This is a genomic window from Rhizorhapis suberifaciens, assembly GCF_014200045.1.
GTDB lineage: Bacteria > Pseudomonadota > Alphaproteobacteria > Sphingomonadales > Sphingomonadaceae > Rhizorhapis > Rhizorhapis suberifaciens.
On record NZ_JACHOV010000028.1, the window covers coordinates 2,537 to 4,492 of the forward strand.

The window sequence follows — 1,956 nt, forward strand, 5'->3', positions numbered from 1 at the left end:
ATCGGTCTTGCCACCGCTTGCACCAAGGATACCATTTCGCCACCGGCTCTTGGACAATGGGCCGAAGCCAACGGCTTTGAATCGCTTTTTTTCGGCGAGCATACCCATATTCCGGTCGATCTGAAATCCGAGCGTCGCAGCTACAAGGAGGTCCCTGAAAGCTTCAAGGAAATGTACGATCCACTCCTCTCTCACATGGCCGTGGCGGCCGTGACGAAGACGCTGAAGCTGGGCACCTCCATTTCTATCATCACCGAGCACCACCCGATCAGCCTGGCGACCAGGATCGCAACGCTCGATCATTTTTCGGGCGGTCGCTTCATCCTGGGCGCCGGCGCCGGCTGGAGCGCGGAAGAGATGGCCGATTATGGCGTGGCGTTCGAAGACCGCTGGAAATGGGTGCGCGAATGCGTGCTGGCGATGCGCCAAATCTGGGGCAACGAAATTGCCGAGTTCAACGGCGAAATGGTCAAGTTCCCGCCAATGTGGTGTGGGCCCAAGCCCGTGAAAGGCGGCAAGCTGCCTGTCCTGATCGGCGCTTACACCAAATTCGCCTTCCCCCGCATTGCTGAATATGGCGACGGGTGGATCCCGGTTGACCAGAATGATGCCATGCCCGCTGCCGTGGCCGATCTTCGCGAATATATGACGAGCAAGGGACGCTCCATCGAAGAGCTCGATCAAACGGTCATCACCCATCATCTGGGCATGTTCGAAGGCAACCCCGATCGGCTCAAGCAGCGGATCGAGGAGTTGCACGCGATGGGTTTCAATCGCATCCTGCTCCAGCTTCCCTCCGTGGGCGCCGACGACCAGTGGCGGACGCTGGAAACCCTGCACAAGGTCGCGCAGGCGTTCGCCTGAGCGCGGTTGCGACCCTTTGCTGGCTGGAATGAAGGAGACATGATCATGACTGTTGTTCAACGGGGCACTGGGTGCCGCGAGGGGATCATCGATGTCGATGCCGACACGCTGTGGGCGCTGGTGACCGATTGGGGCGTCATGGACTGGTGGGGCAACGAGGTGGAGGAACCGGGCATGAAGGTCAGCAAATGCTATCTCGAAGGGGAAAAGGGCAGCGTTCCCCGCACCAAGGTGATCGAGCGGTCGAACACCGAGGAAGGGGGCCTTCCCATCGTCAACCGCGAAACACTGTTCCATGAGGATCCCGTGGCACGCCGTCTGTTTTACAATGGCACCGAGGGATTCATCGAGGGCGTTCGCAACTATATCGCGACCTGGGCGCTCGATCCGCTGCCCGATGGCAGGACGAAGATGCACATTTCTTCGGTGTTCGATGTTGTCGAGCCAGGCAGCGCCGACTATGTCCGCGCCGTCGTGGAGGCGGTCTACGATATGATCTTCAAAGGGCTGAACGGGCACTTTGCCGCACAGAAGACCACCGCCTGAAAGCCGCGACTTACTTGTTAGGAAAATACGGATGTCGGTAGATTATGACGTTGTCGTGGTTGGCGGGGGTGGCGCTGGGCTATCAGCTGCCTACCACGCCGCCAAGATGGGCGCCTCGGTTATCATCGTCGAAGCAGCGCCTTCACTGGGAGGGGCTACCGCTCTCGCCAGCGGAGTCGTCTTCGCGGCGGGAACCAGTGTGCAGCAGGCCGCAGGAATCACGGATTCAGCGGAAGACATGTATCAATATATGATGACGCTGAACCAGTGGTCGATCAAACCGGCCCTGGCCAGACGCCTCGCTGAAAGCGGCGCCTACATCATCGACTGGCTCACCGAACTGGGCAATGAATTTCCGCCAGAGCTGATCGTCGAATCGGGCGTCGCCGATCGCCCGCGCGGCCACCAGGCCCTGGGTGCGGGCATCGGCATCATCCAGTCGCTGATCAACGCTACAGGCGCGCTGGGGGTCGAGGTGGCGCTGGGTTCGCGCGTTTCGGACCTTATCGTCGAAGATGGGCGCGTCGTGGGTATCCGGTCGGGAGA

At 60.2% G+C, this 1,956-nt stretch carries 3 protein-coding genes; all 3 read left to right on the top strand.

Features of this window, described 5'->3' with window-relative positions:
• The coding region (locus HNQ99_RS16320; protein WP_184477616.1) for a TIGR03619 family F420-dependent LLM class oxidoreductase at positions 1-864 on the top strand (864 nt) is incomplete at its 5' end.
• Between the two features lie 45 nt (positions 865-909).
• Entirely contained in the window at positions 910-1,410 is a 501-nt protein-coding gene (locus tag HNQ99_RS16325) for an SRPBCC family protein (RefSeq protein WP_184477618.1), read from the top strand.
• A gap of 31 nt (positions 1,411-1,441) precedes the next feature.
• The coding region (locus tag HNQ99_RS16330) for an FAD-dependent oxidoreductase (protein ID WP_184477620.1) at positions 1,442-1,956 on the top strand (515 nt) is incomplete at its 3' end.

Excerpts from the sequence above, each read along its gene's own strand:
- HNQ99_RS16325 (WP_184477618.1), top strand. The coding sequence starts at position 910 with ATGACTGTTGTTCAACGGGGCACTGGGTGCCGCGAGGGGATCATCGAT.